We start from the raw sequence: 7,126 nt of genomic DNA, 5'->3' as shown, positions 1-7,126 counted from the left end.
CCGGATGCACCGCTCACAGCACACACCAAGGACGTCTGCACTATGGACACCACGATCCTGCACATGCAGGACATCACCAAGACTTTTCCCGGAGTCAAGGCGCTGGACGGCGTCAACCTTTCGGTTAGCAAGGGCGAAATCCACGCTATCTGCGGAGAGAACGGCGCCGGAAAATCCACCCTCATGAAGGTGCTCTCCGGGGTCTACCCGCACGGCAGCTACGAGGGCCAGATCATTTTCGAAGGCGAAGAGCTCAAGGCCTCGAACATCAAGGACTCCGAAGCCCAGGGCATCGTGATCATCCACCAGGAGCTGGCGCTGGTGCCGTACCTGTCGGTGGCCGAGAACATCTTCCTCGGCAACGAAACCGCGCGCGGCGGCTTCATCGACTGGAACGAGACCAACCACCGCGCCGCGGACCTGCTGGCCCGCGTGGGCCTGGACGAACTGCCGGTCACCCCGGTAGGCCAGCTGGGCGTGGGCAAGCAGCAGCTGGTGGAAATCGCCAAGGCGCTGAGCAAGAACGTCAAGCTGCTGATCCTTGACGAACCGACCGCCGCGCTGAATGACGACGACTCCGAGCACCTGCTGAACCTGCTGCGCGGACTGCGCGAACAGGGCATCACCTCGATCATCATTTCGCACAAGCTTGGCGAGATCGAGGACATTGCCAACACCACCACCATCATCCGCGATGGCCAGTCCATCGAGGCGCTGGACATGGCGGACCCCGAGTCCAACCAGAACCGCATCATCCGCGGCATGGTGGGCCGCGAACTGTCCTCCCGCTACCCGGAACGCGAACCGCAGATCGGCGACGTGGTCTTCGAGGTCCAGGACTGGTCGGTCCAGCACCCGGTCCAGCAGGACCGCACCGTGGTGGAAAGCGCCAACCTGGAGGTCCGCGCCGGCGAAATCGTCGGCATTGCAGGACTGATGGGCGCCGGGCGCACCGAATTGGCGATGAGCATCTTCGGCCACAGCTATGGCCGGAACATCACCGGCACGGTCAAGATGGACGGCAAGCCGGTGGACACCTCCACCGTGGGCAAGGCCATCAAGGCCGGCATCGCCTACGTTTCCGAGGACCGCAAGAAGTTCGGGCTGAACCTGATCGAGGACATCCGCGTGAACACCACCGCGGCAGGCCTGGACAAGATCTCCTCCAAGGGCTTCGTGGACGGCAACAAGGAGATCCAGATTGCCGAGCACTACCGCAAGTCCATGCGCATCAAGACCCCGAACGTGATGGCGAAGGTCGGGAACCTCTCGGGCGGCAACCAGCAGAAGGTCGTGCTGGGCAAATGGCTGCACACCGCACCCGAGCTGCTGATCCTCGACGAGCCCACCCGCGGCATCGACGTCGGCGCCAAATACGAGATCTACACCATCATCAACGAGCTGGCCGCTGCCGGCAAGGCCGTGCTGGTGATCTCCTCCGAACTGCCCGAGCTCTTGGGCATCTGCGACCGCATCTACACCCTGGCCTACGGCCGAATGACCGGCCAGCTGCCCAGCAGCGAAGCCACCCAGGAACGCCTCATGGAACTCATGACCATCGAGAAGGAAAGCACCCGATGACCATCACAAGCGAGCTGAAGGATATCTTCACCAAGAACCTGCGCACCTCGGGCATTTACATTGCCTTCGTGCTCATCGTGGTGCTGTTCACCATCCTGACCAACGGGCTGCTGCTCAGCCCGATCAACATCACCAACATCATCTTGCAGTACTCCTACGTGCTGATCCTCGCCCTGGGCATGATCCTGGTGATCGTCGCCGGGCATATCGACCTGTCGGTCGGCTCCCTCGTGGCGCTGACCGGTGCGGTCTCCGCGGTCATCGTCATCAAGGGGGATCTGCCCTGGTGGGTCGGCATGCTCGCCGGCATCGCCGTGGGCGCCCTGTGCGGCCTGTGGCAGGGCTTCTGGGTGGCGTACGTGGGCATTCCCGCGTTCATCGTGACCCTGGCCGGCATGCTGCTCTTCCGCGGCCTGACCTACGAAGTGCTGAGCAACGTGTCGCTCTCGCCGTTCCCCGGCGAATACGGCCAGATCGCCGGCGGCTTCCTCAACGGGCTGCTGGGCGGCAACGGATTCGACCTGTTCACCGTGATCATCGGCGTGATCGCCGTGGCCGGACTGTTCGTTTCGCAGTGGCGCAACCGCGCTGGACGCGCCAAGTACGGCCAGAGCGTTGAATCCATGGCCATGTTCCTGGCCAAGAACATCATCTCGGGCGTCATCATCCTCTGGTTCTTCTGGCAGATCGCCACCAGCCGCGGCATGCCGATCGTGCTGATCATCCTCGCTGCCCTGATCCTGGGCTACCACGTGCTGACCACCAAGACCGTTTTCGGCCGCCACGTCTACGCCATCGGCGGCAACCTGTCCGCCGCGAAGCTTTCGGGCGTGAACGTGAAGAAGATCAACATGTGGATCTTCATCAACATGGGCCTGCTTTCGGGCGTGGCCGGCGTGGTCTTCTCCTCGCGTTCCAACGGCGCCCAGCCGGGTGCCGGCAACATGTTCGAGCTGGACGCCATCGCGGCCTGCTTCATCGGCGGCGCTTCGACCACCGGCGGCGTGGGCCGGGTGACCGGCGCGATCGTCGGCGGCCTGGTGATGGCAGTGCTCTCCAACGGCATGCAGCTGATGGGCGTGGGCGCCTCCACCCAGCAGATCGTCAAGGGCGTTGTGCTGCTTCTGGCAGTCGCCTTCGACATCTACAACAAGCGCCGCGCGGGCGCCGGCAACTAGCCTGCCGCTGGTGCCATGGGCCCTCCCGCACGCGATTGCGGGAGGGCCCATGCGTGCCCGACGTTTTTGATGGCCCAGCAAGAAGGATGAAGACATGGACCGCCTCGCACTGCCCCTGAAGGACACCGCCAATGGAACGGTGCTGACGCTGCAAGCCCATGGCTTCACCGCGCAAGTGGCCACGGTGGGGGCCACCCTGGTTTCCCTCCAGTACGGCTCCCGCCCGCTGGTGCGCGCTTTCGACCCGCACGGGCCGCGCCCGGTTTTCGCCGGCGCCATCCTGGCCCCGTGGCCCAACCGGGTGATCGACGGGGCCTACAGCTGGGAAGGCCAAGAGCTGCAGCTGCCGATCACCGAGCCGGAGCGCGGCCATGCCCTGCACGGCCTGGTGATCGATACCGGCTTCGAGATCATCGAGCACCGCGCCGACTTCGCCCAGCTGCGCACCGTCATCGCCCCGAGCGCCGGCTATCCGTACGAGGTGCAGCTGGTGATCGGCTACCGGCTGGAGGCCGGCGGGCTGCGCACCGCCGCTGCCGCCACCAACTTCGGGACGGGCACCGCGCCCTTCGGCTGGGGTTCCCACGCCTACCTGGTCGCCCCGGGCAAGAAGGCGGATGAATGGACCTTCACCCTGCCAGCTGGCAAGGTGCAGCTGACCGAAGGCCCGCGCCTGCTGCCGCGCGACACGGTTCAGGCCGCTGGCACCGAGCTGGATTTCCGCACCCCGAAGCCCATCGGGGATCTCTTCATCGACCATGCCTACACTGGCCTGGCTGCCCGCGCGGACGGTTCTTTCCGCGCAGAGATCACCGACGCCGGGGGCGTCGGGTCGCACATCACCTGGGACGAGGCCTGCCCGTGGGTCCAGATACACACCGCCGACCGCGATGATCCGGCCCTGGACCGCACCGGCCTGGCCATCGAGCCGATGACCTGCCCGCCGGGCGGCTACAACTCCGGCCAGGACGTCATCGCCCTGGCACCGGGCGCCAGCCACGAAGCCAGCTGGCTGATCGGCCCGGTCCAGCCGCGCTAGCACCCCAGGCGCCACCCACCTTTGGAACCACCACGAGTCAACTGGAGAGATTGCAATGCCGCAGGGCTCCGCAGCACATGAACCGACCCACCGGGTCCATCACCTGGCCGATGGCCGCGAGGCGATTTTCTTCGCCGACGCCAATGCCGCCGTGCCCGAACCGGTGGCCGACACCCGGCCGCTGGATCCGCGCGGGGAGCCTGGCGAACTGCGCTACGACCGGCTGACCGGGGACTGGGTGGCCGTAGCGGCCCACCGCCAGTCGCGCACCTACCTCCCGCCCAAGGAAGAATGCCCGCTGTGCCCCAGCGTCCACGGGCGGCAGAGCGAAATCCCTGCCGAGGACTTCAATGTGGTGGTTTTCGAGAACCGCTTCCCGTCCCTGGGCCCGGCGCTGGGCCGGATTCCAGCGGCCGCACCGGTGCAGCAGCCGGCCCCGGCCTACGGGCGCTGCGAGGTCGTGGTGTTCACCCCCGAGCACACCGGTTCCTTCGCGTCGCTGGATGATACCCGGGCACGCACCGTCATCGAGGCCTGGGCGCAGCGCACCGCCGCCCTGTCCGCCATGGAGGGCATTGCGCAGGTGTTCGTGTTCGAGAACCGCGGCCAGGATATCGGCGTGACCCTGCACCACCCGCATGGGCAGATCTACGCCTACCCGTACCTGGCGCCAACCGCCGCCAAGATGGCCGGCCAGGGCATCGCGCACCTGGAGAAGACCGGGCGCACCCTGATGGGCGACATCCTGGACTTCGAGCGCAAGGAGGGCACGCGCATGGTCGCCGAGGGCGAGCACTTCTCCGTGTTCGTGCCCTACGCGGCCCGCTGGCCGCTGGAAGCGCACCTGGTGCCGCACCGCCATGTGCCGGACTTCGCCGCGCTCAATGCGGACGAAAAAGCCGAGCTGGCCGTGATGTACCGGGACCTGCTGCGCGGATTCGACGCGCTGTACCCGACGCCCACCCCGTACATCGCCGCCTGGCACCAGGCTCCGCTGGAGCCCGGGGCCCGCAAGGCCTCACGGCTGCACCTGCAGCTGACCAGCCCGCGCCGGGCCGCTGACAAATTGAAGTTCCTGGCCGGATCGGAAGCTGCCATGGGCGCTTTCATCAACGACGTCCCGGCCGAGCAGACTGCTGCACGGCTGCGCGAGGTCATGCCATGAGCCGCAGCGGAACAAAGGAAACCGCGGCGCGCGTCAACGCCCTGCGCGAGAAGTTCACCAAGGCCTACGGCCACCACCCGGAAGGCATCTGGCGGGCGCCGGGACGGGTGAACCTGATCGGCGAGCACACCGACTACAACATGGGCTATGTGCTGCCGTTCGCCATCGACAAGAACGCGCTGGTGGCCGTGCGCCGCAAGTCGCAGCTGGAGCCGGGCAGCCAGGTGCTGGACTTCGCCTCCACCTACGGGGCGGGCGGCGAACCGCCGGTCACCTCCATTACCCTCGATGAGCTGGTGCCCCGCGCGGTGCCCGGCTGGGCCGCCTACCCGGCCGCCGTGCTGTGGGCGCTGAGCCAGCTCGATGGCGTGCAGATTGGCGGGCTGGAGCTGATGGTGGACTCCGATGTCCCGGTGGGCTCGGGCTTGTCCTCCTCGCATGCCCTGGAAGTGGCGACCATCGTGGCGCTGGACGATCTCTACGGCCTGGGCCTGTCCAAGGTGCAGATGGCCCAGCTGACCCAGCGTGCCGAGAACGAATTCGTGGGTGCTCCGACCGGGATCATGGACCAGAGCGCCTCGCTGATGTCCCATGCCCAGCATGCGCTGTTCCTGGATTGCCGTTCGATGGAATCCCAATCCGTGCCGCTGCCGCTGGCGCAGCATGACGCGGTGGTCCTGGTCATGGACACCCGCGTAGAGCATTCGCACGTGGATGGCGGCTACGCCGCCCGCCGCACCAGCTGCGAGCAGGCCGCCGCGGTGCTGGAGGTAGCATCGCTGCGCGAGGTGCACAGCGTCGAAGAACTGGAGGCCATCGGGGACCCGGTAGCCAAGCGCCGTGCCAAGCACATCGTGACCGAGAACCGCCGCGTCCTGGATACCGTCCTGGCGCTGCGCGAAGGCGACCTGCCCGCGGTGGGCAAGCTGCTCTGCCAATCGCACGAATCCATGCGCGACGACTACGAGATTTCCAGCGAGGAACTGGACGCGGCCGTGGAAGCGGCCATGGCGGCCGGGGCGATCGGAGCCCGGATGACCGGTGGCGGTTTTGGCGGCAGCGCCATTGCCCTGATCAAGCGCGAGCAGATCGAACCGGTCAGCCAGGCCGTCCGCGAAGCCTTTGACCAGGCCGGCTATGTCGAGCCGGCCATTTTCACCGTAATTGCAGACGAAGGAGCAGGCCGGGCATGAGTTGGCTAGTGACCGGCGGAGCCGGATATATCGGATCCCACGTGGTGCGTTCGCTGTCCGCGGCAGGCCTTGAGCCGGTCGTCGTGGACTCGATGTCCAGCGGGGTGCACGGCTTCGTTCCCGAACAGGTGCCGTTCTACCAGCTGAACATCCTGCAGACCGAGAAGCTCGTGGAAATCATGAAGCGCCACGAGGTCACCGGGGTCATCCACTTGGCCGGCTACAAGTACGCCGGCGAATCGGTGAAGCACCCGCTGCTGGCCTTCGAGCAGAATGTCACCGGCACCGCGCACCTGCTCGAAGCCATGGCGGCCTCCCGCGTGCACAACATGGTCTTCTCCTCCTCGGCAGCCGTCTACGGCACCCCGGACGAAGATGTGGTGACCGAATCCACCGGCACCTTCCCCGAATCCCCGTACGGACAGAGCAAGCTCGTGGGGGAATGGCTGATCCGCGACCAGGCGGTGGCTACCGGGCTGAAGCACACCTCGCTGCGCTACTTCAACGTGGTCGGCTCGGGCAGCGAGGAACTCTACGACGCCAGCCCGCACAACCTGTTCCCGCTGGTGTTCCAGGCGCTGAATGCCGGAAAGACGCCGAAGATCTTCGGCACCGACTACGACACCGAAGACGGCACCTGCGTGCGCGACTACGTGCACGTCGCCGACCTGGCGCTGGCGCACGTGGAGGCGGCCAGGAAACTGGAAGCCGGCGAGGTATTGGAACCGGTCTACAATCTGGGCTCCGGCGATGGCGTCTCGGTGCGCCAGATCATGGATGCGGTAGCGACGGCCACCGGTATCGGCTTCACCGCGGTGGAAGAAGCGCGCCGCCCGGGCGACCCGGCACGCATTGTCGCCAACGGGAAGCTGGCCGCCCGCGACCTTGATTGGCAGATGCGCCATAGCCTGCAGCAGATGGTCCACAGCGCCTGGAAGGCTTCGGCCCAGCGCGGCTGACTGCGCCCAAG

Annotated in this window: 6 protein-coding genes; all 6 read left to right on the top strand. The window is 66.4% G+C overall.

Annotation, left to right across the window (positions count from 1 at the left end):
* Positions 1 to 42 precede the first annotated feature (42 nt).
* Positions 43 to 1,581: a multiple monosaccharide ABC transporter ATP-binding protein gene (gene mmsA, locus ACNPN0_RS15405; RefSeq protein WP_448938243.1), complete on the top strand. Its 1,539-nt coding sequence runs from the start codon at positions 43 to 45 to the stop codon at positions 1,579 to 1,581.
* Positions 1,578 to 2,759 (top strand): multiple monosaccharide ABC transporter permease, encoded by a 1,182-nt coding sequence (mmsB, locus tag ACNPN0_RS15400; RefSeq protein WP_434689879.1) that lies wholly within the window; start codon positions 1,578 to 1,580, stop codon positions 2,757 to 2,759. The genes mmsA and mmsB overlap by 4 nt, the downstream gene beginning before the upstream one ends.
* 94 nt (positions 2,760 to 2,853) lie before the next feature.
* On the top strand, positions 2,854 to 3,798 hold the full coding sequence (locus tag ACNPN0_RS15395; protein ID WP_448938153.1) for an aldose 1-epimerase family protein: 945 nt from the start codon (positions 2,854 to 2,856) through the stop codon (positions 3,796 to 3,798).
* A 55-nt stretch (positions 3,799 to 3,853) separates the two neighbouring features.
* The gene (galT, locus tag ACNPN0_RS15390; protein ID WP_332594576.1) at positions 3,854 to 4,963 is read left to right on the top strand and encodes a galactose-1-phosphate uridylyltransferase; all 1,110 of its coding nucleotides are present in this window, start codon (positions 3,854 to 3,856) and stop codon (positions 4,961 to 4,963) included.
* A complete protein-coding gene (galK, locus tag ACNPN0_RS15385; RefSeq protein WP_434689872.1) occupies positions 4,960 to 6,156 on the top strand; it encodes a galactokinase in 1,197 nt (398 codons plus the stop codon). The genes galT and galK overlap by 4 nt, the downstream gene beginning before the upstream one ends.
* Positions 6,153 to 7,115 (top strand): UDP-glucose 4-epimerase GalE, encoded by a 963-nt coding sequence (galE, locus tag ACNPN0_RS15380; RefSeq protein ID WP_448938154.1) that lies wholly within the window; start codon positions 6,153 to 6,155, stop codon positions 7,113 to 7,115. Before galK ends, galE begins: the two co-directional genes overlap by 4 nt.
* Positions 7,116 to 7,126: the final 11 nt, after the last annotated feature.

This window comes from Glutamicibacter sp. AGC84 (assembly GCF_053543575.1).
This window is presented reverse-complemented; position numbering and strand designations above follow the sequence as displayed.

What these genes read in the sequence shown, in the direction of transcription:
- galT (WP_332594576.1), top strand. Translation starts at nt 3,854, where the DNA reads ATGCCGCAGGGCTCCGCAGCACATGAACCGACCCACCGGGTCCATCAC.
- galK (WP_434689872.1), top strand. Translation starts at nt 4,960, where the DNA reads ATGAGCCGCAGCGGAACAAAGGAAACCGCGGCGCGCGTCAACGCCCTG.
- galE (WP_448938154.1), top strand. Translation starts at nt 6,153, where the DNA reads ATGAGTTGGCTAGTGACCGGCGGAGCCGGATATATCGGATCCCACGTG.
- ACNPN0_RS15395 (WP_448938153.1), top strand. Translation starts at nt 2,854, where the DNA reads ATGGACCGCCTCGCACTGCCCCTGAAGGACACCGCCAATGGAACGGTG.
- mmsB (WP_434689879.1), top strand. Translation starts at nt 1,578, where the DNA reads ATGACCATCACAAGCGAGCTGAAGGATATCTTCACCAAGAACCTGCGC.
- mmsA (WP_448938243.1), top strand. Translation starts at nt 43, where the DNA reads ATGGACACCACGATCCTGCACATGCAGGACATCACCAAGACTTTTCCC.